The 25,121-nt window shown below is 43.1% G+C and carries 23 protein-coding genes; 7 read left to right on the forward strand and 16 right to left on the reverse strand.

The annotated features are described in order from the left end of the window. Positions 1 to 167: 167 nt before the first annotated feature. Both H70737_RS01170 and H70737_RS01175 read right to left on the reverse strand, forming a co-directional pair. Positions 168 to 1,535, reverse strand: a complete 1,368-nt coding sequence (locus H70737_RS01170; RefSeq protein WP_042184097.1) for a sensor histidine kinase — start codon at positions 1,533 to 1,535, stop codon at positions 168 to 170. Next, on the reverse strand, positions 1,513 to 2,253 hold the full coding sequence (locus H70737_RS01175; protein WP_042184099.1) for a response regulator transcription factor: 741 nt from the start codon (positions 2,251 to 2,253) through the stop codon (positions 1,513 to 1,515). The genes H70737_RS01170 and H70737_RS01175 overlap by 23 nt, the downstream gene beginning before the upstream one ends. Before the next feature lie 158 nt (positions 2,254 to 2,411). Here H70737_RS01175 and H70737_RS01180 point away from each other — a divergent pair, with 158 nt between their 5' ends. Next, positions 2,412 to 3,071, forward strand: coding sequence for a hypothetical protein (locus tag H70737_RS01180; protein ID WP_042184102.1), 660 nt, complete (start codon positions 2,412 to 2,414; stop codon positions 3,069 to 3,071). Between the two features lie 94 nt (positions 3,072 to 3,165). On the opposite strand, the gene H70737_RS01185 is transcribed toward H70737_RS01180, so the two are convergent. Continuing rightward, positions 3,166 to 4,104: a DMT family transporter gene (locus H70737_RS01185; RefSeq protein WP_042184104.1), complete on the reverse strand. Its 939-nt coding sequence runs from the start codon at positions 4,102 to 4,104 to the stop codon at positions 3,166 to 3,168. Between the two features lie 140 nt (positions 4,105 to 4,244). Between H70737_RS01185 and H70737_RS01190 the strand changes: the two genes are divergently transcribed. After that, positions 4,245 to 5,588, forward strand: a complete 1,344-nt coding sequence (locus tag H70737_RS01190) for an aminotransferase-like domain-containing protein (protein ID WP_042193107.1) — start codon at positions 4,245 to 4,247, stop codon at positions 5,586 to 5,588. 80 nt (positions 5,589 to 5,668) lie between these two features. Here H70737_RS01190 and H70737_RS01195 read toward each other — a convergent pair whose 3' ends face one another. The 7 genes from H70737_RS01195 to H70737_RS01225 form a co-directional block, all read right to left on the reverse strand. After that, entirely contained in the window at positions 5,669 to 6,766 is a 1,098-nt protein-coding gene (locus H70737_RS01195; protein ID WP_042184106.1) for a polysaccharide deacetylase family protein, read from the reverse strand. Between the two features lie 21 nt (positions 6,767 to 6,787). Further along, entirely contained in the window at positions 6,788 to 8,134 is a 1,347-nt protein-coding gene (locus tag H70737_RS01200) for a 6-phospho-beta-glucosidase (RefSeq protein WP_042184108.1), read from the reverse strand. Next, complete coding sequence (locus tag H70737_RS01205; protein WP_042184110.1) at positions 8,082 to 9,095, reverse strand: N-acetylglucosamine kinase; 1,014 nt, start codon at positions 9,093 to 9,095, stop codon at positions 8,082 to 8,084. Before H70737_RS01205 ends, H70737_RS01200 begins: the two co-directional genes overlap by 53 nt. Before the next feature lie 30 nt (positions 9,096 to 9,125). Continuing rightward, positions 9,126 to 10,115 carry a LacI family DNA-binding transcriptional regulator gene (locus H70737_RS01210; RefSeq protein ID WP_042184112.1) on the reverse strand — a complete coding sequence of 330 codons (990 nt, stop codon included), beginning with the start codon at positions 10,113 to 10,115 and terminating at the stop codon, positions 9,126 to 9,128. A gap of 133 nt (positions 10,116 to 10,248) precedes the next feature. Beyond that, a complete protein-coding gene (locus tag H70737_RS01215; RefSeq protein ID WP_042184113.1) occupies positions 10,249 to 11,634 on the reverse strand; it encodes an ABC transporter substrate-binding protein in 1,386 nt (461 codons plus the stop codon). Between the two features lie 52 nt (positions 11,635 to 11,686). Further along, positions 11,687 to 12,565, reverse strand: coding sequence for a carbohydrate ABC transporter permease (locus tag H70737_RS01220; protein ID WP_042184115.1), 879 nt, complete (start codon positions 12,563 to 12,565; stop codon positions 11,687 to 11,689). Continuing rightward, the gene (locus tag H70737_RS01225) at positions 12,562 to 13,455 is read right to left on the reverse strand and encodes a carbohydrate ABC transporter permease (protein ID WP_042184117.1); all 894 of its coding nucleotides are present in this window, start codon (positions 13,453 to 13,455) and stop codon (positions 12,562 to 12,564) included. The genes H70737_RS01220 and H70737_RS01225 overlap by 4 nt, the downstream gene beginning before the upstream one ends. Positions 13,456 to 13,814: 359 nt before the next feature. Between H70737_RS01225 and H70737_RS01230 the strand changes: the two genes are divergently transcribed. Beyond that, entirely contained in the window at positions 13,815 to 14,612 is a 798-nt protein-coding gene (locus H70737_RS01230) for an ATP-grasp domain-containing protein (protein WP_042184118.1), read from the forward strand. On the opposite strand, the gene H70737_RS29565 is transcribed toward H70737_RS01230, so the two are convergent. From H70737_RS29565 to H70737_RS01245, 3 genes are all read right to left on the reverse strand, one after another. Beyond that, positions 14,607 to 15,956, reverse strand: coding sequence for a bifunctional folylpolyglutamate synthase/dihydrofolate synthase (locus H70737_RS29565; RefSeq protein WP_052404107.1), 1,350 nt, complete (start codon positions 15,954 to 15,956; stop codon positions 14,607 to 14,609). The two genes, H70737_RS01230 and H70737_RS29565, sit on opposite strands and share 6 nt — an antisense overlap. A 14-nt stretch (positions 15,957 to 15,970) precedes the next feature. After that, positions 15,971 to 17,017 (reverse strand): hypothetical protein, encoded by a 1,047-nt coding sequence (locus H70737_RS01240; protein ID WP_042184120.1) that lies wholly within the window; start codon positions 17,015 to 17,017, stop codon positions 15,971 to 15,973. 67 nt (positions 17,018 to 17,084) lie between these two features. Then, positions 17,085 to 17,618: a hypothetical protein gene (locus H70737_RS01245; RefSeq protein WP_042184122.1), complete on the reverse strand. Its 534-nt coding sequence runs from the start codon at positions 17,616 to 17,618 to the stop codon at positions 17,085 to 17,087. Between the two features lie 403 nt (positions 17,619 to 18,021). Between H70737_RS01245 and H70737_RS01250 the strand changes: the two genes are divergently transcribed. From H70737_RS01250 to H70737_RS01265, 4 genes are all read left to right on the forward strand, one after another. After that, positions 18,022 to 19,404, forward strand: coding sequence for an ABC transporter substrate-binding protein (locus tag H70737_RS01250; protein WP_042184124.1), 1,383 nt, complete (start codon positions 18,022 to 18,024; stop codon positions 19,402 to 19,404). Between the two features lie 156 nt (positions 19,405 to 19,560). Beyond that, complete coding sequence (locus H70737_RS01255) at positions 19,561 to 20,403, forward strand: carbohydrate ABC transporter permease (RefSeq protein WP_042184126.1); 843 nt, start codon at positions 19,561 to 19,563, stop codon at positions 20,401 to 20,403. Further along, entirely contained in the window at positions 20,403 to 21,236 is an 834-nt protein-coding gene (locus tag H70737_RS01260) for a carbohydrate ABC transporter permease (RefSeq protein WP_042184128.1), read from the forward strand. The genes H70737_RS01255 and H70737_RS01260 overlap by 1 nt, the downstream gene beginning before the upstream one ends. Positions 21,237 to 21,336: 100 nt before the next feature. After that, positions 21,337 to 22,368, forward strand: coding sequence for a LacI family DNA-binding transcriptional regulator (locus H70737_RS01265; RefSeq protein WP_042184130.1), 1,032 nt, complete (start codon positions 21,337 to 21,339; stop codon positions 22,366 to 22,368). A gap of 164 nt (positions 22,369 to 22,532) precedes the next feature. Here the strand turns inward: H70737_RS01265 and H70737_RS01270 are convergent, their stop codons facing one another. Genes H70737_RS01270 through H70737_RS01280 form a run of 3 tightly spaced genes read right to left on the reverse strand, consistent with a single transcriptional unit; the run spans position 22,533 to position 25,121 of the window. After that, positions 22,533 to 22,763 (reverse strand): hypothetical protein, encoded by a 231-nt coding sequence (locus tag H70737_RS01270; protein ID WP_052404108.1) that lies wholly within the window; start codon positions 22,761 to 22,763, stop codon positions 22,533 to 22,535. A gap of 24 nt (positions 22,764 to 22,787) precedes the next feature. Then, a complete protein-coding gene (locus H70737_RS01275) occupies positions 22,788 to 23,900 on the reverse strand; it encodes a GerAB/ArcD/ProY family transporter (RefSeq protein ID WP_042184134.1) in 1,113 nt (370 codons plus the stop codon). 21 nt (positions 23,901 to 23,921) lie between these two features. Further along, entirely contained in the window at positions 23,922 to 25,121 is a 1,200-nt protein-coding gene (locus tag H70737_RS01280; RefSeq protein WP_042184136.1) for a Ger(x)C family spore germination protein, read from the reverse strand.

Genomic DNA, 25,121 nt, shown 5'->3' on the forward strand with positions numbered 1-25,121 from the left:
CATTAAACGAACGATAAAGAGATTTGAAGACGAAAAAGAGATCTCCTCTAAAGGAAATCTCTTGATGGTCAATATAGCTACCTTGCCGCCTTCTTTAACAATGAAAGAACTGAGTTCGAGGTACTCAGGAGGATCGCTTTTTGGTGTTCCGCTCGACATGAAACTGTCTAGGTAGGGGAGAGTGTAGGGAATCCCATGGTGATCACTGCACCGCCATCCTTACGGTTCCCTGCCGAAATCAGACCTCCGGAGCGCTCAACAATCGCACGGGATATGGCTAGTCCTAGCCCTGATTCGCCATCTTTTCCTTTTACAAATCGGTGGAACAGGTATGGAAGCAGATCTTCTGATATGCCAGGGCCATCATCACTAACGGAGAGCAGAACCTGACCATCTTTAACCGAAGCATGAATGTAGATATGCTGGTTGGCATAACGAGTTGCATTGGAAACTACATTAAGCAGCGCCTGCAATAGCTTATCTCTATCGGCCCGGATCGTAAGTGGCTCGCAGTCATCGTAGGATACATGTAGGGTCAGTCCCTTTTTCATCAAAAGGGGGTTCATGCGTTCAATTGTTTCTACGACTAAATCGTCCAGAGAAAGCTCGCTAGTTCTAAATATATCCTCCTCACTATCCAGCTTCGCAAGCAGGGTCATTTCAGTAACGAGCTTCTTCAGACGACTACTCTCACTCATGATAATATCCAGACCTTTATCGATCCCTTCCCCCTCGAAGATACCATCCTTAATCCCTTCAGCATACCCAGAGATAGACATTAGTGGGGTCTTTAATTCATGTGAGGCATTCTGGAAAAATTGCTTCTGTACGTGGTTAAAACGATTTAATTCGCCAGCCATGTCATATACCGACTTAGCGACAGCGCCAATCTCTCCGCCAGCTTTGATTAGCTTAACATCCGAAAAGTGGCGTTCCTTTACCTTTTTCAGCTCTTGCTGCAGCTTCATTAGAGGTTGGATTAGCTTTTTCGTGATAAACAGGCCAAATAGGAGCATGAATGCCCCTGCTGCACCGAAAACGATTAGAAGTCTTTTGAGCAGAGCTTGTTCAATCGTTGTAACTGCGCTCATAGGTGTAAGCAGAGTTAGCGTGCCTATCGGGGTGGACTTCACTTCCGTTATATATCTTGCATCTGTTCCATTCCATATGTTCTGGAGATCCGAGGTTTGACCTGCGACAAACTGCGTATTGGAGTTTACCGCGATTGAACTCATGTTCGATGAGGTGGACAATACTTTTCCTGTCTCATCGCTAAGAATGGCCTCGACGCCTGCGGTACCAACAGTAGAAGGCATGATTACGGGTAACGCATGGAGTTCAGTCCCCATGTCGCCCTTGTACGTGCTTCCCTCAATCATAGTGGCTGACATGGCAGAGCTAATGGTTCGCAATTCTGCCTTTTGTGTACCGACAAAATGATTGAGCAGTACAAAGTGGATCACGACAGCGGTAATAGACAGGAGCAGTACCAATACGATGCTAAAGGCGATATTAATCTGATGTGCAAGCTTCATTGATCTCCATTCCCTCCTCAATACGCATACGATAACCATGTCCCCAAACGGCTTCAATCGGCAGCAGGTCTAGTTTTTTCCGCATTCGTTTAATTAAATGGTCCACGGCGCGATCGCTCCCGAAATAGTCATCTCCCCAAACATAGGTTAACAGCTCATCTCTTGTAAATGCGCGGTTTGGAGAAGCTGCAAAAACTTTTAGAAGGGTGAATTCTTTGCTGGTAAGTTCAATCTCATTTCCGTGCCAGAACACACGTCTTTCCTCCAATAATAACTGTAGGTGGCTAACTTCAATTTGCGTCGATGGGTGTGGGGTACTAATTGCGGGTTCCACGGGATTACTCATTTTATACCAGCGTTGTAACTGGCGTTTAATGCGAGCAACTAGCTCCCGGGGGCTAAATGGCTTGACCAGATAATCATCACTGCCAAGCTCTAAGCCTAATATTTTATCCACTTCATTATCTCTTGCGGAGATCATAATAATCGGTACCTCGGCTTCATTGCGAATCCGCCGACAAAACTCGTACCCGTCCATGCCAGGCAACATTACGTCGAGCACCCACATATCCGGTGGGCTTGTCTGCCATAAGATCCATGCTTCCTCAGCGCTGCCAAGGCCGATCGTGCGGTAATTTTCTTTTTGTAAATAGGCTTCTACAAGATTACGTATATGCTGATCATCGTCTACTACGGCAATGAGATAGTTGGTATTCATTTCGTTACCTCCAGAGTATTCTTCTGCAATTATATCAATCCATAGGTGGGTATAGGGGTCTGCCATCGTTTTTCCACAAATTAACCAATGTTATGCCACACCTATTTTGTAAGCTTGTACTTGTAAGATCATTCAAATCGACGAGGAGTGTTGTATTTATGAATCAACAGATGATATTTAAAAAGTTAGCGTTGTCCGCCCTACTAGTGTCCGCAGTTGCCGCACCGACTGCAGTGAACGCAGCTAGTGGAGCAAACGATCAAAGTGCGAAGACAACAGCAGCAGTGGTTACTCCAGCAAATAGTGGATCACTTTCTGCAAGCTTAATAAGCTTTGATTGGGTAGATCCCCTGGAACTGGCTAAAACATACGCACCTAATACTCTGGAAGACTGGAAGAAGACCTTGGATCAATATTATAAGGCTGCTGGATTTAGTATTACCGCAGTTTCTGAGCTTGTACCTTCTGAGCAGGCGGAGGGAGTTCAATTATCGAAAGAGATTGGATCAGCTGAAGCTCTGCCCGTGAGTTACATTGAAGCGGGTCGCAGCGTTGATATCCAATTACCTGAAGCTCAGAAGATGGAGAGTGTTGTCTCTACTTCAATTAAAGGTGTAGCGGCAATTGCGGCTGTAGAGGCGACTGGAGCTACGATTTCAATTCAAGAATTTAGTGAGGCTGATAAAGCCTTCTTCAAAGCCCAAGAGGATCTGAATAGTGCGGCTAAAACCAAAGATTCTACTGTGATTAAGGAAGCTTTAACTAAACTATTGGATCAATATAAAGAGAAAATCAAGGCGTTAGAAACGTCGAAGTAACAGTGATAACCGCAGCTTGATACAGAATAGAGAGAATGAGAAGGTAAAAGCAAGAAGACACCTCGAGGGGTGTCTTTTTGTTACGTAAATGTATCTAGTCCAACCCAATTTCGCTTTTTGCTTGAACCCTTGCCCTTTTCCGCCAATTCACTCCGATCACCCCGGCAATGATCATCACCGTGCCGGTCCAATGATACCATTCCAGCTGTTCATTCAGCAGGAGTACACCGCCAAGAATAGAGACAACCGTCGAAAGACTGCCGAAGATACTCACGCGTGAAGCCTCCATTCGGGATAAAGCATAGTTGGAGAGGAAGGAGGTCACGAGGGAAGATAGCACACCGAGATAAATCATGGAGAATATGAATTTTGGCTCCTGAAAAGGTGTGAAATATTGATTCAAGGTTCCTGCCGAACCATGTTTAATGATCGACAATCCATTAAAAAATATAAATCCAAATAAAGTAATCATATAAGTGAGCTCTTTAGGACTCCAAGTTCGTGTCAGCTTTCGGGCCGCAACATTATAGCCGGCAAGGGATAGCGCTGAGATAAGGATGAGTAAGACGCCCCACAGACTAGAGGAAGAAATACTCACGCCTGGAATGGCAAAGATAAGAATGATGCCTGCAACCGAGATTAAGGTGGAGATCTTCTGGAATCCGCTTGTAGTTTCTTTCAAGAACATCGCTGCTAAAATGATGGTAAAGATGGGCATGGTCGCCTGAATAATGCCCGCTACAGCAGATGTTGTATGCAGAAGTCCAAAGGCTTGAAGTGTAAAGTACAACGATGGGTATAGTAGAGCAAGTGGGATTACCACTGCTGCCTTGGAAATACCAAACTTCACCCGCCCCCATCCTGGAAAAGTAAATAATGAAGCGGCAAGGAAAGATAACGTGAAGCGGTGAGCTAACGTATCGAATGGGTCCGAGACGGTTAAAGCCATTTTTACAAATATAAAAGAAAACCCGACAATAATAGCATTCAAGACAGCAGCTACTATCGCTTTTTGAGTAGAAGATGTATTCATCTATAAGACCTCCAAAGTGTTGCGCGCATTTAGGACCGGTCCTGTTATGCTCTTTATTCTAAGGCTAGAACAGCTGTGCTACAATGTAATTATTGTTCATCTGTACCGGTACAAAATAGACTCGGAGGTAGGTGAAGGGCATATATAAGTATTCGGAGTTAATCAACGATCTGGAATTACAAATCGCTGAAGATACATATCGTGAGGGCGACAAGTTACCTTCTATTCGAGAGCTAGCGCTACGTTATGACTGCAATAAGAGCACGGTTATTCGAGCACTCCAAGACCTTCAGGACAAACATCTAATCTATGCCGCGTCAAAGAGTGGATATTATGTCATGAAACGCAGTGGGGAACAAAAAGAAGAGGGGGCGCACTGGATTGATTTTACAGCATCTGCACCGGACCCGGATATTTTTCCGTATCTAGATTTTCAACATTGTATTAATAAGGCGATCGATATGTACCGTAAGGATTTGTTTATCTATGGAACGCCGCAAGGGCTGCCGTCTCTGATCCGTGAAATGCAGCGGCAACTGGCCTCTTATCAGGTATTTGCTGATTCCAAACAGATTTTTATCACCTCTGGTGTGCAGCAAGCACTTGGACTCTTAACCCGTATTCCTTTTCCGAATGGCAGGGAGCGTGTGTTGATTGAACAGCCGAGTTACCCACTGTTTATGGAGTATTTGAAGACGTACGACATCGAGACAGAGGGGATACAGCGTTCGGATGACGGGGTAGATTTGAATGAATTAGAGCGGTTATTTAAGACGGGCGATTTCAAGTTCTTCTATACCGTGCCGCGGTTTCATAATCCGCTTGGCGTTTCCTATACCCGCAACCAGAAGAAGGCGATCGCCCAGCTTGCAGCTAAATACGATGTGTATATCGTTGAGGATGACTATATGGCAGATCTGGAGCAGGATACGAAGCAAGATCCGATTTATGCCTATGATAATACATCACACGTTATCTATTTAAAAAGCTTCTCCAAGATTATATTCCCAGGTCTGCGCGTTGGTGTGGCTGTACTTCCTGAGGTGCTCTGTGAGTCCTTTAACCGATTCAAAAGACTGATGGATATAGATAGTTCTATGCTGTCTCAAGCTGCCTTGGAGTTGTATTTAAAAAGTGGAATGTTCGAGCGCCACCGAAAAAAGATGCGTTCCTGCTACGGAAAAAGGTCCATGCTCCTCCATGATTCGATTATGAGGGAGGCAAATGCAGCGTCTGAACAGCATTATTCCTATGTTCCTGCCAGTCAGCTGGGCGTGCATACGTATCTGAAATTGGAGGATAACTTTAGAACAGAGCAGATGATCAAACGGCTGCAAAAAAAGTGCATTCGAGTGGAGATGGCGGATAGTGGTTACCTTCCCTATTTTGCGAAAAAAGAGAGAATTCTAAAGCTCAACGTATCTAGTGTAAAAGAGCCTGATATTTCTTCTGGCATTGCACAGGTGATTCGAGAAATACGATAATGCAATAGAAGCTACAGCAAACTTGAGGTGAATAAAAAAAGCCTGCTTAATTTAGCAGACTTAAGGAAATACATTATATCTTATTGATCTTCTACTATCTCTGACTGCCAGCCTAACTGTCTGCACATCTCGCTCATTTTGCGAATATTCAGCCTAGCCTCAATCCGGGTTAAGCCCAATCTGATCGAAGTATCCGCAGCCCAGCGAAGCAAATATACCAAGGTATCAGCCTGCGCTTCTTTAGCCGCATAATCTAATAATACAAGGGTATTGTCTACGACACCGGCGCGTACATATCCCCAATAGCTGCCATCAAATTGCCGTATGGTAAACAACTCGCGATCCTCTGTCACTCCAACCTCTTCTAGTGGACTCTCCAGATGCTCCAGCCACTCCTTTTCAGAAGTGAAATGTAGTGTATATTGCGGAATGTTCCACTCAGTTGTCTGGGTCGCGAGGTCGGCAAGCTGCTTACTATTTTCTAAAGGGATCCAATTTTCCAAGGGATGATCTAACTCTGCGGGAACGTCTACGACTATTTTCCAGGGTCTGTGGTTTACTTCTACGCCAATGGACCCAAGGATCTCAGGTATGCCGACACTTTCCAAGCCTCTTTGCTTGGCGATCCGAATAAGTGCTCTCAGTGCATCCGGTGAACCTTTTGCAACATCATTACTATGCATGACTACAATGGTTCCATTCTCAAGCGTAGGTTCAACTCTGGCAACGATCTCTTCAGCAGTAATACCAGACCAATCTCCGCAATCAAGGCCTTCAATATCTAGATAATCGCCCCATTCTGTCAGCCACTCGAGATTTTCTTCCCGGAATGAGCAATATGGAAAACGCATGAAATTGGGAGAAGGGAGACCCGTTGCGTCCTGATAGGCCAGCTCAGTCAGCTTCAACTGCTCTAAGAATACCGCCTTTGGTACTTGGGCCATTCGCCGATGATGATACGTATGCGGAGCAAGCACATGACCCCGGGACAGGATCAATCTCGCCTTCTCTGGATAGCGATCCATCCATTCCCCAGTGAAGAAAAAGGTGCCGACAGCACCTTCCTCCTCCAAAACATCAAGCCATAATTCAACCGGAAGCTGGGAAGGCCCATCATCAAATGTAAACGCGCAGATGGCTTGGTTCACATCGCCTTTCCAAACCGCTTTAGCTGACATATTGACGCCTCATCTCTATAGTTATTTAGTAAAAAAGTTCGGCAAGAACTCTTTATTGGCTTCCAGCATTTCATCCAGCATACGAACCGCCACATCTACAGATGGAACGAGTGGATGATGCACCATTGCCTGAAGGGCAAGCGCACGATCACCAGTCACAGCGGCATCAATGGCTAGCTGCTCGTAGGTTTTGACAGCATGAATAAGCCCTTTGGCCATCGGTGGAATCTTAGTCAGTGGTAGAGGTAGTGGTCCGTTCTTGGTGACAACACAGTTCACTTCAATGCTTGCATCATCTGGCAAGAAGTCCAGTATGCCACGGTTAGCAACATTCAAGGTCTGGATGTCGTTTGAACCGTTATAGAGCGATCTCATGAGATTAACTGCTGCTTCTGAATAGAAAGCACCACCGCGTTGTTCTAGCTGTTTCGGTTTCTCGCTCAGCTCTAAGTTGGCGTATAGCTCAAATAGCTCTTCTTCTACGCGTTTGACGACTTCAGCGCGGTTGATACCTTGCTTAAACGATTCCATCTGCTCTTCGAGCATGGCATCCGTCATATAGAAGTATTTCAAATAGTAGGAAGGCACGGCGCGAAGAGATTTTAGGAATTCTGGATTCCACTCTCGGGCTGGCACGTTCTTGGCACTGTAGCCCTCTGTGAGCATATCATCCAGCTTATCTTCACCTTCAACGTCGATTCGAGTAATCCAGTGTAAGTGATTCAGACCAACGAATTCGGCATAAACACGGTCGGCAGCTACGTTATATTTGGCGGATACTTGTTTGATCAGACCGATAGGTGCATTACAGAGACCGATACTCTTTACTTTGGAGTATTTCAGAACAGCCTCAGTGACCATTCCTGCAGGATTGGTGAAATTGAGCAGCCATGCGTTAGGAGCCAGCTCTTCGATATCCCGGCATACATCCAGAATGACAGGGATCGTACGTAGTGCTTTCATCATTCCGCCAGGACCTGTCGTTTCTTGACCAATGACACCATATTTAAGAGGAATCGATTCATCACGTGCGCGGGCATCAAGCATACCGACACGCATCTGAGTGCTGACGAAGTCTGCACCTTCGATAGCCTTCCGGCGGTCTGTTGTAAGATGAACTTCAATCGGAAGCCCGGATTTCTCAACCATGCGTTTAGCGAGATTTCCAACGATATTCAGCTTGCGAAGTCCAGGTTCGATGTCTACGAGCCATAGTTCACGAACAGGAAGCTCCTTGTAATGAAGAATAAATCCCTCTACCAATTCGGGTGTATACGAAGAACCCCCACCGATAACTGCGATCTTTAATCCTTGATTAGTTGCCAAGATCAACCACTCCTGTCTTTTTTGTTTGTTGGATCGATTCATAATCTTGAAATTGCCGCATGGTCTCATACGCTTCATTACTAAGGGTCAAACCATCTTGATCCATCGCGGACCATACGGCACCTACTACAGGCTCTGTGGCAAGAGTCACCACAGTTGCTTGTGGAGCTGCGGCTTGTACAGCTTTCTCAATAGGTCCGCGAATCCAGCCGCGATCCCCACGGGTTAGCAGACTTCCCGCCAGAACCACATCGAAGGTGTCCTGCTCCATCCCAAGCTTGTGGATGACTGCAGCAGCGGACTTCCCTAACTCAACGCCTTGCCGATTTAGAATCTCTAAGGCTACAGCATCTCCTTCAGCTGCTGCTTCGAAAAGCAAACGAGCAGCATGAACAGGGACCCTTTTCCAATGATTGAGGAAATCATTAAACATATCTGCAACTTCCTCATAACCTAGCAAGTTGAGTAGAAGTCCGGTCAAGAGGGTGGGTTGCTCCCGTCCATCCCAAGCTCTTATGACAGAACGAAAGACTTCAATGTTGAGTGCACCGCCACCGCCGAAGTCACCGTACATGTAGTCAAAGCCACCACACTGATAGTGCTCTCCTTGCGTGTTTCTGCCTGCCGAATTGGTGCCTGTGCCGCAGATTAGTGCAACTCCATAAGGGCGAGTCGTCCCTGCACGTAATCCGATCATGGTGTCACAGTTAATGGTGTAATTGATAAATCCGATCTCGCGAATCATTGGATGGAGAATGAGATAATCGGCCTCTCGGTCAGCACCGGCAAGCCCAAGATAGGTATGTTGGATGTCCTCCAATCGGAGTCCAGCCTCATCTAGTGCCCCGAATGTGGCCTCTCGAATGCTGTTGGCTGCCTCAAGTGCGCCTGTCTGGTGGTTGCCGTTACCGCTCCTGCCCTTACCGAGAACATTGCCATGTTCATTGCATAGCAGAGCATAGGTTTTGGTGCCTCCGCCATCGATCCCCAAGTAGTAAGTCAATGGTTGTCACTCCTTGTTTATATGATTTAATTAATTGGAAGTAGTAGATTCCCGTACAATTAACTCTGGGTCAATCTTTACTCCAGCTCCGCGCTTCATCTTTCCAGAGATACGCTTTAAGAGCATTTCGGCAGCTGCTAATCCAATTTTGTCCGAAGGCTGACGGATCGTTGTTAAATATGGATGAAGCTGTGAAGCAATATAATGATCATCATAACCAATCACAGCTACTTGTTCGGGTACCCGAATGCCAGCTTCCATTAACGCGTTGATGACGCCAAGGGCGATATTGTCATCGCCAGCGAATACCGCAGTAGGTAATTGTCCTTCGTTCAGCCAACGCTTGCAGGTTTCGTATCCCATTCCAATTTCGAAATCACCATGTACAATCTCAAATGGAGTAAGACCTTTTTCCTCAAGCGCTTGTAGGAATCCGGCACGCCGCTCCCGCGTACTACGGAACATCTCCTGTCCACATAGATGAGCAATTGACGTATGACCGAGCGCTAACAGATGACTGGTAGCCATGTAGCCACCTTTGAAGTTATCAATCGTGATAGAGTAGGTGTCATTCTCGGGCTTTTGGTTATCAATCAGCACATAGGGGATGCCGCGCCGTTTTAATTCCACAATATAATTATCCTCTTCCATCGGAGAGAGTAAAAACAAACCGTCTACACGATCCTCCTGGATTAAATAATGGCTATCATCCGATTCGATGCCTGCTGAGATGGAGATGGCCAAAAAATAACCATGCATCGCTAAGACTTCATTCAGCTCTTTGACCACTGCGTCAAAAAAAGAATCCTGCAGGGTCGTGACAATAATCCCGATAATTCCCGTCTTACCGCTTGCCAGACTGCGTGCAGCTGCATTAGGGCGATAATCCAGCTCTTTAATGGCCTCCAGCACCTTCTGGCGATTATTCTCGCGTACCGATTCGGCCCCATTTAAGACCCGGGATACGGTTACAACCGATAATCCTGATTTTTTGGCTACATCAAAAATACTCACTTTCATCTCTAGTTCTCCTCGCGGCAGATTTTCCGATCCTGTTTTCTACCTTTAGTATACAGGGTTGGCAGACTGTCCGCTAAACGTATGATTTCAAACAGGTATACCGTCCCTAAAGGGACGGCATATCTGCCAAATATTAACGATGAATGATCTCCGTAACTTTTTTCTGAATCGTCGTCATCACCTCTTCCACCGTCTTATGTCCAGTTTCTACTGGCTGCAATTCATTAATGAACATGTCATTAATTTGCGAGTAGTTGGTGATCAAATGGTTGTAGGATTCGAAGCCATAGTTCACAGCACCCTCGTAGACATTTTTGATATCTTGTGGATCGATGCCATCAAAATGTTTATAGTAAGCTTCAGCAGCTTGGGTGTTGACTGGCGGGTTACCGCCACTAAGCTCAATGGATTTCTCCTGCACTTCGGTAGTGATCAAATATTTGATCCATTCCAAAGCTTCCTTCGGATGTTTGGAGTCCTTCAAGATCAGCAGCGGATCGACGTAAAGTGTGCTGCGTACCTTATCGTTGCCTCCCCATGGTACAGCGGCTACACCGATTTTGAAGGGAAAGTCATTCGCACCTGCAAGGTTCCATGAGCCACCGATAGACATCCCGATTTTACCTGCAACAAAGGGATCGCCGTTCTGTCCGGCTACGCTTTTGCTCCACTCGGAGGAAGGAGAGACTTTATCTTTGAAGACCAGATCAAAGAGTTTGTTGTAGGCAGCAATCACTTCAGGGGAATCAAAATAAGTCTCAGAAGGCACGCCGCCATTCGTCCATGTATCCTCTGAATAAGGCTGCGCTCCAAAATATAATGGCCGCATATCGCGTTCAGACCAGGTGAAGTCTACGCCATATTGTGTTTTGGCAATATCATCGGAGACGAGAGTCATTTGTTTAGCCTGGTCGACCATCTTTTCAAACGTCCAGCTCTTATCTTCATAATCGCTTGTTGGGTAAGTCAGTTTGGCAGCATCAAACATGTCTTTGTTATAGAGCATCAAGGTGACATACATATTAACTGGGATACCATATGTGTGATCTTTAACCTTATAAATGTTCATCAGGTTCTCTGGGATGTTGTAATCCGCTGCCTTGAAACCATCCTCTTTTAAAAGGTCGGTCAAATCGAGCAGCATATCCTTGTTGTAGTATTCTGCGAAACCTCCATAACCCCAGTGACTTGTCACATCGGGTGATTTGCCACCGGCAATTAGCGTTTGCAGCTTGCTGTCGAACTGCTCATAAGGTGCTTTTTCCACTTTTACTTTAATGTTCGGGTGCTGCTTTTCGAAATCAGGAATTAATTTCTCAACAAAAGTCCGGTCTTCTGAATCTATTGTGTAATGGGTGATGGTTACCGTTTCTGCTTTGCCTCCTGAATTGGTCGAGCCACCATTTCCTTCAGATAGAGTGTTACCCGCCGATTTGCCGCCGCTACAGCCTGACAATGCCAGAACAACAAGCATGGTTGTTGCAAGTAAAAGCGCACTACTTTTCCTGTTCTTGTTCATTAGCTAAACCCCCATGATTTCAAGTATATTTGGCCGCCCGGATGGCGGATTATTACTTAATCCCTGTAAGTACAATCCCTTCGACGAACTGTTTCTGTGCTACAGCAAACAGCGTTACGATAGGAACCATAGCTAGAACCGAAGCGACCATCAGCAAATGCCAAGGTGGAATGCGGAATCTCGATGAGGTGAGAGAAGCCATCCCGACGGGTAGCGTGAACTTCTCTGACGAGCTTAGGTAAAGCACCGGTGTAAGCAGATCGTTCCAGTTGTAGATAAAAGCAAAGATAGCTACAGTTGCAAGGGCGGGTTTGGAGAGTGGGAGTGCTATAGTAGCCCACATCCGTATTTCGCCGCATCCATCAATGCGTCCGGCATCAAATAGCTCTTCAGGCAACGTGGAGAAGAATTGGCGCAGCAGGAAAATGTTATAAGCTGAGCCGAAAAAAGCAGGCACAATCAAGGGTAGGAAGGTGTCGATCCAGTTCATTTGCGAAAAGAGTACGAATTGCGGAATCATAATGGCTGGATAAGGCAACATCATTGTGCTCAACAATAGGATGAACCATATCTGATTCCCTCTACCTCTGAATCTGGCGAATCCATAGGCGACCAGTGCTGAAGAAATCAAGGTGCCTACAACGCTGAGGCCGGCAATAATTAAACTATTTTTGTAAAGCGTACCGAACTGCAGGGTATCAAATATTTCTGTGTAATTACTCCACTGCCAGCTCTCTGGAAGAAAGGTGGGTGGGAACTTCAGCATCTCACGTTTGGACTTAAGTGAAGTGGAGACCATGAAGAACAAAGGAAGCAGCATCAGAAATGTTGTAACTACTAAAGTAATAAAGCTAAAAATCTTAACAGGCTCCACTTTCCGGCGGCGTTTGGTTCCTTTAGTCTGGGGGCTTAGCGCTCTGACTGTACTCATTTGCGTCCGCCTCCTTCGTAGTGAACATAACGGTTAGACAATTTCATAATTAGTGCGGTGCACAGCATAACTACGATGAGGAGCACCCATGCCAAGGCTGAGGAATAACCGGCACGATATTCTTTGAAAGCACTGGTGTAGAGATTATAGACATAGAACCAGGTAGAGTAATTTGGACCTCCTTGAGTCATAACAAAAGCTTGGGTAAAGACTTGGAAGGAATCGATCAGTCCCATAATTAGTTGAAAAAGCAGCACGGGAGAGATCATCGGTAAGGTAATGTTCAAGAAAATTCTGAAGCGTCCGGCACCGTCAAGGTTAGCGGCTTCGATCAAGCTAGCTGGTACGCCTTGCAGACCTGCGAGGAATAAAATCATTCCTGAGCCTGCTGTCCAGAACGTCATGATGATCAAGGCATATAGTGCAGTGTCGGGGTTCATCAGCCAAGCCGGTCCATGAATACCGAACCAGGAAAGGATGTAATTGAAGAGCCCGATCTGCGGGTTGAAGATCCAGTACCATAGGAGGGACATGGCCACGCCGGATACCATGCTTGGAAAATACATGGCCGTTCGGAAAAAGCCGCGCAGGGGAATGGTCTGGTGAAGCAATAGCGCAAATCCAAGACCGAGAACAAGCTGGATAGGTACACCGATGAAGGTATATCTCAGCGTGACAACCACCGATTTCCAGAATAGGTCATTGTGAAACATCTCTGTGTAGTTAGCGAGCCCGATAAACTTAGGTGGGTGTATGATGTCATAATCAGTAAAGCTGAAGTAAAGCGATGATAAGATAGGATAAAGGGCGAATACTAGGAAGCCGATAATCCAAGGAGAAATGAACAGATACATGTAGAAAGTCTGCCGCCTGTTCTCGCGATTGATCATGACACACCAACCTCTCATTTTAAAGTATAAGCGCTTTAACTTTTGGTCGTGCTAATACTATTAATTAGCAATAATAATAGATACCTTGGTATTAAAGTTTAACCGCTTTAACTTTTTGGTTCGCTTGATAAGCTTATCATAGAGGATGATCACTAAATAATCAATACTTATTTTTAACTATAAGAGCGCTATCAGTCATTAAACATAACATTAACCTTGTTATTTTTTTGGAAAGTCCCTCGAAAAAGATTTCTAAGGTTTTGATGATAGTAATTATAACGTATGAATGTTATTTTCGATTGATATTTCTCATGCTATGATTAGGTTTGGTCATATTTTGTTAGAAATGAGGAAACTGAATGACGACTAGACCTTACTTAAAAATGATCCAGCATTCTGTTACAACCTCAGGGATTACCTTTGAGGAAGTTACACCGAATTTCGTATATAGAGCTACGGATGGATTGAAATCATTTGTGATGGTAGACGCTGAGATCGGACTAAACAACAGTGCTTCTACGATCATTGCTATGAGTAAATCTCTAACTTATGACGTTTTGTATAAGGTGAATATCCCCGCGGTAGAACATATCTATTTGCCACATCCTGACTCCAAATTTAACAACTTGAATCCTTATTCATTGGCTGAACGTTATTTCCAAACGCTCAATGGGGTGGTAGTTATGAAGCAGGATAACGGGGCACAGGGAAATCATGTGTACAAAATTAATGAGATAGCCGATCTGCACGAAAAGCTGGATTTATTATTTTCTTTACAGCTTAATGGGGCAATAGGTCCCTATTATGAAGCGGAGATTGAGTATAGAATCGTAACTTTTAATCACCAGGCGCGTGTATTCCTTGGAAAAAAAAGAGTTCGCTCTTGGAAGCACAATTTGATTAACGGGGCTGTTGCTATTGAGGTTAGCGATCAGGCCAAACGAGCGGCGCTTGCGGCGCTTGCTTCCGAGACCTCTAAAGCGATGGGCCTTGATTTTTGCTCCGTGGATATTTTAGAGACAGATCAAGGCCTCAGGGTGATCGAAGTGAATCATAAGGTTATGCTAGATGAGTATTGTAAGCAGAATCCAAGTGAAGTGCCAGCGCTATCTGATCTTTATCAGGAAGTCATTCTCCAGCGCTTTGAGAAGCTATAAGCCGATATCGAGCAGCGATTGCCCGAATAATCTTTTGGCATTTCCGATAAAGGTTTGCGTGCCGACAATTACAATAATCTCGGAAGACGAGCGAGTTTGTATGTGCGTTAGAGCGTCCTCTAAATAGGGGAACTCGTAACTTTGTTCGATAAAACGTTTGGCAACATGGAGTGCATCTGTAGGAAAAGAAAGATGACTAATATCGGGCTTTGTGATGATTAATTGATCCGAGACCGAACTCATCACTTCGATAACCCCTGGGTAATCTTTATCTTTAGGGACACCGATAATTGAAGTTACAGCTCGGCTGCGGTCAGGATTCACCAGTTGAATAAGCTCAGCCAAATAGCCTGCCGACTCTTTATGAATTGCTCCGTCAATTATCGTTAATGGATCATGGCAGATCACTTCACAGCGACCCGGCCATTGCAATTGTGCAAAGCATTTGAGAACGAGTTCCCTATTCAGAGGACCACTTGTAATATCCTCACATAGTGCGACTGCAGTGGCTGCATTTAGAGCTTGAAATTGCCCCAATAACGGAATCGTTAAGGACGGGTAAATTGCTTGATTTGTCTGAACATTAAAAGTAGTTCCAACGGGTGTTATTGCAATAGAGTCAGCCCAGAACTGCTCCTCATAATACTGGACAGTGTTGGAAGTGAGGTTCGCTTTTATAGTCGCAAGTACGCTCGATTTCTGTTTGCTAATATAGACGTTAGTAGCCTTGTTTTTGACGATACCCAGTTTATGTAGTGTAATGCTGTTCAGGTCAGGTCCCAAATTAGCTACATGTTCCTCCATAATCGGAGTAATGACAGCCCAATTATTCTTCAGGACATTCGTGTCATCAAACCTTCCGCCTCTTCCACATTCAATTACATTGAAATCGGTATGATTCTCCTTGAAGTACAACGTCGCAATCGCCAGACCCACCCCAACAGGACCTTGATACTCATCAGCGGCAAGCTGATCTTCAATCGTTTGAAATCCCTCGCGAACCACATTTCCTAATCGTACAAAATCCTCTTTGGATATGGCCCGCCCGTCAATCCGTATTCTTTCGTTGAAATCTACCAGATGAGGGGAGGTGAACAAGCCCACTTTATAGCCTAGGTGACTTAACAAAGAAGAGATAAACCTTGAGGTGGAGCCCTTACCTTTACTGCCTGTGACTAGTATGTATAGTTGATCTCGATCCGGATTTCCGACTAGTTCCAGCAATTCTCTGGTTAATTCCGGTCGTCTAACTTGTCCATCCAAAGTTTCTGTGATGTTGTTAATGGCTCTTAGATAAGAGCTGTAGATCATTTCTTCTACCTGGGCTTGTGAAGTGAATTCCACGATCATCGCTCCATTTAGTTAATTTTTGCTCGTTCTTCAGATAGCGTCGTGTAGATGATTATCGGAAGTAGTATCAGAGAAATAGCAACGGTCAGAGCGATGCTCCAGCTCAAATCCTTATACAGCTGTACTACTGTAAACAATAGAGCAATTACAGGCAAGACCAGCTTATTTAAGTGTTTTAAGAATAGGGAGTTCATGCTTCTCTTTACGGTAACCGATGTGCCGATACTGGGGATTTCTAGTTCATTTCGTGACAAAGCGGTGATTCCGATAAATAAGTGGCTGTCGATAAATTTGAGCTGATCATCCTCCTCATTTAGCTTGATCAACTGGGCAATATGCTCAGTGTCTATATCTAAGATGGGGACGGTGATTTCTTTGTTGTTATAGGTGACGACGATTTTGTCGGTCTCTTCCATACCCAGCAGCTTTCTAACATTGGGGTGAATTCGGCATAGATTTTGGTGCTCATCAAAAGGGTAGGGATGCCCTACTCTTAGTGTAAGCTCTCTTTTGCCAATAAAAAGATTTCCTAATGCGGTTAAGGGCCGTTTGATTCCCAGATGTATAAGTTTATGTATGCCTGGCTTGGACTGAGGACTTGTTCTTGCACGGGTAATAATTAGTTGATCATCCTCAGTGGCATGAGTCTCAAGTAACAACATGATATATCTGTTGAAATATAGTGCGTTCGGCTTGGCAGTGTCATCCTCTTTTAACGTTAAGTTTACCCGAAAGCCATTCTTAGGATTAATCAGCTCTACATGGTTCGAATACTTGCGGACGAGCGTTGGACAAGCTTTGACATAAGGTTTGGCAATCTCGTCCACTTTAGGAATTCCCCGAAGAATCGTGTTGTACTCAGGTTTAGTAATGGTTAATCCTGTTATGGGGCAATCTCCTAGCTTGTCCTTTGCTCTTTTAGATAATTGAATACTGCCTCTAGGGATATCACTTTTAGATAAAAGCAAACAGCTAACCTGAGCATCATTCTCTGCTTTAAGCTCGACAAAGATATGGTGGACTAAGCCTAATTCATCCAGCTCATCGGGGTTCATCGTGAGTTCTTCCCGGGCAGTATAGCTTTGTTTGTCCAATAGGGTGAAGGTCTGCTCGATATTTATGTTAGGCACCTCCCAATTGATTGATGATTTGTTCGAGGGAATGAATGGTTTTTTGGAATAAATCAAATGATTTCGGGTTACGATAATTTCGATTAATTTCAATTTGAATACTTTGAACTAACAGCTCTTTGGTGGAATACGATGTGACCGTTCCCGGATGAGATGCAGAAAATGTATGGTTTTGATAAACATTGGTAATACCATTATTGAAAAAAATACGTACGACTTCATTTATATTATTTTCTTGTATGGAAGTTCCGTGTAATGTACCTAAATCAATATCAAATTCCCTATCCTTAGAGGCACCATGCAAGTCTATAACAAAGTTAATTTGATGTTCTTTGACAATTGTTCCAAGTGCAGTCTTATATTCTCCGCCAAGGATGTAATTGGGGTCTTCTTTGGAGAAGCTATTGGAATAGATACAGTGACAATTGGTGAGCTTTTGTAACAGCAGCGCAAGAGAACCTGTATACATGTCCGCAGGTTTTACTGCATGCTCTCTATAGTGGTTAATGGCATGCGGAGCAGACACAAGGACAGGAAGAGTACCTTCTACAATGGAGTAAGAGGGCTCTACCCCGATATCGCCAAAATAATTATTATTAGAGAATTGTAACTCATACTTTTCGATCAGAGATAAGATATGCCATCACCTATTCATAGTTATTTTAAAAAATATAAGAAAGTCGAAGGCGTTTATACTTGTCTATTATAACGTTTGAAGATTTGTAATGGCGAGTTTCTGCAATAAAATGGTTATTGAAATGTTCCAAACGGTGTGCTAATATTTCAATTGAAAACGTTACCGATAAGGATACCGGAAAAAAGCGGAGAATATTTAAGTGGAATGAAAACGCTGACATTATTCTCGGTGAGCAAGCTCGGAGACGTCTTTAAGAGAAGTAATTTAATAAAAAGTTCGAGGGGGAAGAAAAATGAAGAATATTAAAAAATATCTAGGGCTCATGTTGGTAATGTCTATGGTTGTAGTCTTGGCAGCAGGGTGTGGGAATAAAGAGAACAATACAGCAACCGATGGTGGAAACGCTTCATCTGGTAAAAATGGATCGGTTTACTTTTTAAACTTCAAGCCTGAAATTGCAGAAATATATGAAAAAATCGCTAAGGATTATGAAGCGGAGACAGGCGTTAAAGTAAAAGTCGTAACAGCTGCAGCAGGTACTTACGAAACCAAATTGAAATCCGAAATTTCTAAGTCCGATGCACCTACGATCTTCCAAATTAATGGACCTGTTGGTTTCCAAGCGTGGAAAGATTACACCTTGGATTTGAAAGATACTAAGCTATACAGCTACTTGTCCGACAAAAGCTTGGCTGTAACTGAAGGCGAAGGCGTGTATGGTATCCCTTACGTAGTTGAAGGATACGGTATTATCTACAACGACGCCATTATGAAGAAATACTTCGCTTTAGCTGACAAAGCTGTTTCGATCTCTTCCACAACTGAAATCAATAATTTCGAGACTTTGAAAGCAGTAGTAGAAGATATGACCGCTAAAAAAGATCAACTGGGTATCAAAGGCGTATTCGCCTCGACTTCCCTCGCTGCGGGTGAACAATGGAGATGGCAGACTCACTTGGCTAACTTGCCACTGTACTATGAATTCAAAGACAACACTGAGTTTGATAACACAGTTCTTGCCGGTCTAGCTTCTAAGGAAGTTGAATTCAAATATAACGATAAATTCAAAAACATCTTTGATCTTTACATCAAAAACTCTGTGACTAAAGAATCCCTTCTGGGTAGTAAATCTGTAGCGGACTCCATGGCTGAATTCGCACTGGGTAACGCAGCGATGGTTCAAAACGGTAACTGGGCTTGGTCACAAATCAATGATGTAGATGGTAACGTAGTTAAAGCTGAAGACATCAAATTCTTGCCTATCTACACAGGTATGGAAGGCGAAGAAAAACAAGGTCTAGCTGTAGGTACAGAAAACTATTTGGCAATCAACAGCAAAGCCTCTGCTGAGAACCAACAAGCTTCTATCGCATTCTTGGAATGGCTGTTCTCCAGTGAAAAAGGTAAAGCTTATGTAACGAACGACTTAGGTTTTATCGCTCCATTCAACACGTTTGAAGACAGCGAAAAACCAGCAGATCCACTTGCTAAAGAAGTATCCGCTTGGATGGAAAAAGATCTGACTTCCGTAGCTTGGACATTTGCGGCATTCCCAAGTGAAGAGTTCAAAAATGTCTTTGGTGATGCGCTCTTGCAATATGCTCAAGGCAATAAAACCTGGGATGAAGTTGTAACCATCTTTAAGGACACTTGGAAGGCTGAAAAGGCAAAATAATAAATGCATGGAAAAATGATTGAATAACTCTCAGTTGTTATAAAGATAAAAGCTTAGTGCCACTGGATTCCTGTTGGAATTTCAGTGGCACTAAGCAACAATTCGAGTGAATTCATCTGTTTCATCATTTTCCATCCTGAGATAGGAGAAGACTCCATGGAAAAATCGATAAGAAAATATTTTGCTCTTTTTGCATTACCGACCATAATAGCCTTTGGGATCGCATTTGTTGTACCTTTTCTGCTAGGTATATATTTATCCTTTACAGAGTTTACTACCGTTAATGATGCAAAATGGATAGGGTTTGGCAATTACATTAAAGCATTTTCAAATCAAGAATTTCTAAATGCACTAGGCTTTACTGTTAAGTTTACAGTTCTATCTGTTCTTACGATTAATGTATTCGCCTTCATACTGGCGATGTTGTTAACTAGAAAGCTAAAAGGGACTAACGTATTTAGAACTATTTTTTTCATGCCTAACTTGATAGGCGGTATCGTATTAGGGTATATCTGGCAGCTGATCTTTAATGGGATTCTGTATAAATTTGGAGTTACTTTGACCTCTGACGCAACTTATGGATTTTGGGGATTAATCATCCTTATGAATTGGCAATTGATAGGTTACATGATGATTATCTATGTTGCAGGTATTCAAAATGTGCCTAAGGATATAGTAGAAGCCGCAAGAATTGATGGAGCTTCACGTTCAAAGATTTTACGTAATGTGACGATTCCACTCGTAATGCCATCCATTACCATTTGTTTATTCTTAACGTTATCGAATTCATTCAAATTGTTTGACCAAAACCTAGCGTTGACCGCTGGTGCTCCTTCTAAGCAGACCTCGATGTTAGCACTGGATATCTACAATACCTTCTACGGAAAAACAGGATGGGAAGGTGTTGGTCAAGCGAAAGCCGTCGTATTCTTTGCACTGGTAGCCTTAATCGCCTTAGTACAACTTGTCATTACTAGAAGAAAGGAGGTTGAGAACTAATGCAACAGACTAGAGCAAAAGACTATTCCATATTCACTATTTTGTTGGTCTTGGCCATTGCGTTCTTATCTCCGATCTTTATTGTTCTGATGAACTCCTTTAAAGGTAAGTTCTACATTAGTGATACACCTTTCTTATTCCCTAATGGAACTACTTTTGTTGGTTTGAAGAACTATACTAGCGGTATAGCGAAGATTGATTTCTTCAGTGCTTTTGGAATGTCCTTGTTTATCACGGTGTGTTCGGTTGCTGTAATCGTGTTATTCACTTCCATGACCGCATGGTATATTACTCGGGTGAAATCAAAATTCACGAACTTGATGTATTACGCATTTGTGTTCTCGATGATCGTACCGTTCCAAATGGTTATGTTCACAATGACTAAGACAGCCAATGTACTGCATCTCGACAATCCGATTGGGATAATCTTGATCTATCTGGGATTTGGATCAGGGCTATCGGTATTTATGTTTAGTGGATTTGTGAAGTCCATCCCACTGGAGGTTGAAGAGGCGGTTATGATTGATGGATGTAATCCACCGCAGGCGTTCTTTAAAGTGGTATTGCCCATCCTTAAGCCTATAGCTGTAACCGTAGCGATCCTTAATGTAATGTGGGTATGGAATGACTTCCTGTTGCCCGACCTACTGATCGGTACTGAATACAAAACCATTCCTATTGCGATACAGTACCTAAAAGGTGGATACGGATCGATTGATATGGGAGCTATGATGGCGATGCTAGTTCTAGCTATTGTACCCATCATCATTTTCTACCTCACCTGCCAAAAATATATTATCGAAGGTGTCGTTGCAGGAGCCGTTAAGGGTTAAATAGAATATGTATGTAGAAGCGAGTAGGGTGCTTTTCTTGTGGAGTCTTCTCTTCAAGAATCCCCTACTTTCTTATTTAACGTGTAAAGGAAAGGTAGAAATGGAGAGATTGACTATCATAGATATCGCCAAATTATGTGGGGTTGGCGTGACTACAGTATCTAGAGCTATAAATAATCATCCGGATATTAATGAAGAAACAAAAGCGATGGTTATGAAGGTCATCAAAGAAAACCATTATGTACCGAATAACAGTGCCAGAAATTTAAAACGTTCCGATTCGAAAACGATTGCAGTATTGATCAAAGGGATATCAAATCCATTTTTCAGCCCGATGATTAAAGTATTTGAAAAAGAGATCCAGCGAAAGAAGTACTCCTTTATCCTACAGCGAGTCGATGAGAATCAAGATGAGATCGAAGTGGCAATTGAGCTGGAGAAAGAAAAGCGCCTGAAGGGAATTGTGTTCCTGGGGGGATTATTCTCACACTCTCAAGAAAAATTACAGCAATTGACGGTTCCATTTGTCCTCAGCACGATTGGGATGACGGAAGAGTTTGATCTAAGTAACTATTCCTCCGTATCTGTAGATGACTTTAATGAGAGCTATAAAATTGTAGACTATTTATGTAATCTGGGACATGAAAAAATAGCAGTTATTACCGCGCCTGAAGATGATGTGAGTATCGGTAAATTAAGATATGAAGGATATAAAAAGGCTCTTTCTGATCATGGAATAGCTTATAATGAACGGCTAGTACGGCGGATGAAAGAGAATATTGACAGCTATAGTATGGAAAATGGATATGCGGTTACAAAAGAGTTGCTAGAGTCAGGGGAAGAGTTTACTGCTATTTTCACCTTGTCAGATAGTATGGCCATCGGTGCTTGTAAAGCCATATTTGAAGCAGGCAAGCGAGTTCCTGAAGATTACTCTGTGGCAGGTTATGACGGACTGGATATTTCCTTCTATTATAATCCTTCTATTACTACCATCAAACAGCCAGTAGTAGAAATTGCGGAAGCGTCGATTAAGATTTTGTTTGATCTCATTAATAAGAAGGTAAATCATGCGCATCAGATTTTCCCTGCAGAATTAATCGTTAGAGAATCTACGAGATCTATATTGTAGTGTCAAAAAATTTTATAGGTTTATGTTTATTTACGAATCGGGGTGGGGAGATAGAGCCGCAAGAGATTAAACTTAATGAATCAGCAACATCACACGGTCTCTCGCCGCATTCGGTGACCCTACTCGGATTCGGATTGATATGTTATATGGGTTTAGTCTCATTGTTAAGTTAACCAGGCATTTACCATGTCGGCTACTGGTTTATAGATAAATATCATCCAGCCTAAAGGGTTAGAGACTGGGATATGGAATGCGTTAATTACGCCAAAAAAGGTTCCCAACAACAGAAGAAATGAGAACACCCACAGCTCCTCGATTAATTTTTTCCTCCACATAAGGGGTACTTCAACAGCTATAATAACAGCCACAACGATGAGGATCACTACTAAATCCAATATTTACGACCTCCCAAACCATCTTTAGTTTTGAGATTTCAAGTCCTTACTCAGTGCTCTTCGAAACATTGCCACACCTAACAACACCAAGGGTAGAACTAACCCGAAGGTTATAACATAATACACCCAATAATTATCGAAAACTGTGTTGTAATATGTGAAATTGGGGGCAATAATAGGCGCTAGTGACACCAAAATCAACCCTGTGGGTAAGGTTAACACGCGATACTCTTTTAATTTTAATAATTGGGATAAACCCAGAATGAAAGCATAGAAGAACAAAGTTACTTTTATAAATAGGGTTAACATCCACTGTAGAGCTATCAGGGCTTCCACCCGCTCGAAAAACCCACCAATGGATATACGTCTTGCTATGTTGTAGCTGGGATATATATCTCTGGTCGTCAGATCCGGACCTAGCACTAATATGGAAACAGTCAGTGTCAGGAAGATGATAGTACCACCTAGTAAACAGCCCAGTAGTAAGCCTTTTGTTATCTTCTGTTGTTGGCTTACATAAGGGAGTACCATTAGAAAGACAACCGGTTCTAAAAAGGTGTAAGCCGTAATGGAGATAGATCCTCTCAGTACTGGTTTTATTCCGTCCTCCAAAATGGGCAGGATTCTGACAATATCCATCTGAGGAACAATGGCAACCGTCAGGATCAGGAATAGGATTATAATCATTGGAGTAAAGATCTCACCAGTTCGTCCTAAGACCTCAATACCAAGTCGCGTTGCCATAATCACGATAAGTATAAATAGGGTTAAAATGGGCGGAATAGGGGTTCCTGGCAACATTTCTGCAATCACAAAATCACTGACCTCACGCATACTTCCAACGGTAACGATAAGAAAAAACATTAAAGTCATAAGCGATAGAACCGTACCTAGCCATTTTCCAAAAGCCTTTTGAATAGCCTCAATAAGCGTTAATTTGGGATATAACTTTATGAACCTACTGTACATATAGATGGCTAGCAAACCTATTACCATCCCAATTAAAGTGGAAATCCAAGCATTTTGTCTGGCGTAGTGTGTAGTGGAAGGGGGGATTACGAGAATGGAATCCCCGATGGTAAGAAGCATAACCAATATGGTTAGCTGACGAGTACTTAGTTTACCTTTTTCGAGCATAGCTTCGTTCCCTCCAATGTATCACTTCATCTCTTCTAAGAAAGAGTTAGTCACTTTCCCTAATTGTCGAATCTTAATGTCCGTCTTTACGCTTACAGGCAGGTTTACAAAGGTTTGATCCCAATTGTCTTTCAGTTTCTTCCATGCCTGTGGGTTTGAGCGATGTATGACCTCACCGAAGCCAAAAATATCGGATTTGAATTCTTGTTGTACTTTTTTAATCGTAGTTTCGAATAAATGTACTACTTTCTGGTTAGCGATTTGTTCTAATTCGGTGATGGTCTTTGGATTGGTCAGGTCTAGATTTCTACATTGAACCTCTCCTATATCTGATTCTATATGTTGCTCAATACTGATTTCTGGGTTGTCATTATGCATGCTGCCTTTTATTTTGGAATGGGCTTCAAATACATCAAGCGAAACCTTTTTTCCTTCGGGACATTGGATATAGAAAACGGTGCTCTTTACCTTATTGGTTAAATAGTTATACACTTTTGATTCCTCTGGATTTAGCCAACCAATTAATTTGTCCTCTTTGAATACAGCCAATCCGGAGTATTTCAATTCTGTTGGAGAGTCTACCGTTTCAACATTCTTCTGGGTTTGTCCTACATCTACATTTCCATTGATGACAACCCCTGTTAAGACTGGATTCTTACCCTTACTCACAAGTTCTGTAATTAGTGTTCCTAATGTCACAGTAGAGGTGGGTGCCCATTGCTTCTCCGATGTTTCCAGACTAGAAAACAATCGCACAGCAGGAATCTTTTCAAGGCTGGTTAATATTTTCAGAGTGTCTTCTGCTTTGGTATCCTTTGCCACCACAATAAAGTAATCGTTTCGCGTATCGGTATCTCTTGACATGAAATCAAGAACACTGCTGATTCCCTCTTTAGCCAAATCTTCGCCGAGGACCAAGATTCGCAGATGAGAGATGTAAATTTTACGTGGACTAAGGGTCGTGATTTTCCTAAGAGCTTCATATACGGTATTTCCGGTTGCTTTATAAAGGTTTACGGGTGATTGAGGAGAACCACCCTTTGAGCCTGCGATTTGACTGGGTAATACGACTTGAGCAGAAACTTGATATTGATCTCCGATTTTGTCGATTCCGATTCCTACAGCAATCGCAAGATCGTTTAATTCCCGGCGACTCCAGCAGCCTGTTACGAATAGTTGTATAAGTATAACTACACACAGCAGAAGTGCTCTTCGTTTCAT

The sequence above is a fragment of the Paenibacillus sp. FSL H7-0737 genome, from assembly GCF_000758545.1.
In the GTDB taxonomy this organism is placed as follows: Bacteria; Bacillota; Bacilli; order Paenibacillales; family Paenibacillaceae; genus Paenibacillus_AQ.

Excerpts from the sequence above, each read along its gene's own strand:
- H70737_RS01170 (WP_042184097.1), bottom strand. The coding sequence starts at position 1,535 with ATGAAGCTTGCACATCAGATTAATATCGCCTTTAGCATCGTATTGGTA.
- H70737_RS01175 (WP_042184099.1), bottom strand. The coding sequence starts at position 2,253 with ATGAATACCAACTATCTCATTGCCGTAGTAGACGATGATCAGCATATA.
- H70737_RS01180 (WP_042184102.1), top strand. The coding sequence starts at position 2,412 with ATGAATCAACAGATGATATTTAAAAAGTTAGCGTTGTCCGCCCTACTA.
- H70737_RS01185 (WP_042184104.1), bottom strand. The coding sequence starts at position 4,104 with ATGAATACATCTTCTACTCAAAAAGCGATAGTAGCTGCTGTCTTGAAT.
- H70737_RS01195 (WP_042184106.1), bottom strand. The coding sequence starts at position 6,766 with ATGTCAGCTAAAGCGGTTTGGAAAGGCGATGTGAACCAAGCCATCTGC.
- H70737_RS01200 (WP_042184108.1), bottom strand. The coding sequence starts at position 8,134 with ATGAATCGATCCAACAAACAAAAAAGACAGGAGTGGTTGATCTTGGCA.
- H70737_RS01210 (WP_042184112.1), bottom strand. The coding sequence starts at position 10,115 with ATGAAAGTGAGTATTTTTGATGTAGCCAAAAAATCAGGATTATCGGTT.
- H70737_RS01215 (WP_042184113.1), bottom strand. The coding sequence starts at position 11,634 with ATGAACAAGAACAGGAAAAGTAGTGCGCTTTTACTTGCAACAACCATG.
- H70737_RS01220 (WP_042184115.1), bottom strand. The coding sequence starts at position 12,565 with ATGAGTACAGTCAGAGCGCTAAGCCCCCAGACTAAAGGAACCAAACGC.
- H70737_RS01225 (WP_042184117.1), bottom strand. The coding sequence starts at position 13,455 with ATGATCAATCGCGAGAACAGGCGGCAGACTTTCTACATGTATCTGTTC.
- H70737_RS01230 (WP_042184118.1), top strand. The coding sequence starts at position 13,815 with ATGACGACTAGACCTTACTTAAAAATGATCCAGCATTCTGTTACAACC.
- H70737_RS01240 (WP_042184120.1), bottom strand. The coding sequence starts at position 17,017 with ATGAACCCCGATGAGCTGGATGAATTAGGCTTAGTCCACCATATCTTT.
- H70737_RS01250 (WP_042184124.1), top strand. The coding sequence starts at position 18,022 with ATGAAGAATATTAAAAAATATCTAGGGCTCATGTTGGTAATGTCTATG.
- H70737_RS01255 (WP_042184126.1), top strand. The coding sequence starts at position 19,561 with ATGGAAAAATCGATAAGAAAATATTTTGCTCTTTTTGCATTACCGACC.
- H70737_RS01260 (WP_042184128.1), top strand. The coding sequence starts at position 20,403 with ATGCAACAGACTAGAGCAAAAGACTATTCCATATTCACTATTTTGTTG.
- H70737_RS01265 (WP_042184130.1), top strand. The coding sequence starts at position 21,337 with ATGGAGAGATTGACTATCATAGATATCGCCAAATTATGTGGGGTTGGC.
- H70737_RS01275 (WP_042184134.1), bottom strand. The coding sequence starts at position 23,900 with ATGCTCGAAAAAGGTAAACTAAGTACTCGTCAGCTAACCATATTGGTT.
- H70737_RS01280 (WP_042184136.1), bottom strand. The coding sequence starts at position 25,121 with ATGAAACGAAGAGCACTTCTGCTGTGTGTAGTTATACTTATACAACTA.